This is a genomic window from Turicimonas sp. TL08 (assembly GCF_054660695.1).
This window is the reverse complement of the sequence record NZ_BAAGDP010000092.1, coordinates 1-288: the sequence shown is the minus strand read 5'-3', so window position 1 is coordinate 288 and position 288 is coordinate 1. Positions and strand designations below refer to the sequence as shown.

At 36.1% G+C, this 288-nt stretch carries 1 pseudogene; it reads right to left on the bottom strand.

The window, feature by feature from the left end:
* Positions 1-285: pseudogene (tnpA, locus tag ACYQ4O_RS13080) on the bottom strand (IS200/IS605 family transposase); the annotation flags it as partial.
* Positions 286-288: the final 3 nt, after the last annotated feature.

Here is a 288-nt window from a genome sequence, read left to right as displayed (position 1 = left end):
GAGAGCATCCCCCCATAACATGCTACGAATGGAGGGATATTTCTTTTTTCGAATAAGACGGCTTGATACTCCTTTCAGAGAATTGACTGAACGAGATATAGAGACTTTAGGTGGGTAAGTAATTAACTAATGAACGTGATATTTTTCGCCATCAAACTCTACTAAGTCAGCTTCAAAATCATTACAAACTGAGGGAAAAATTATTTTCAGTGCGTCCAATATCTGTTTGGTAAATACATATCGTCTGTACTTAGTGGCAAAGACCAAATGAATATGCAAATTCAAAAG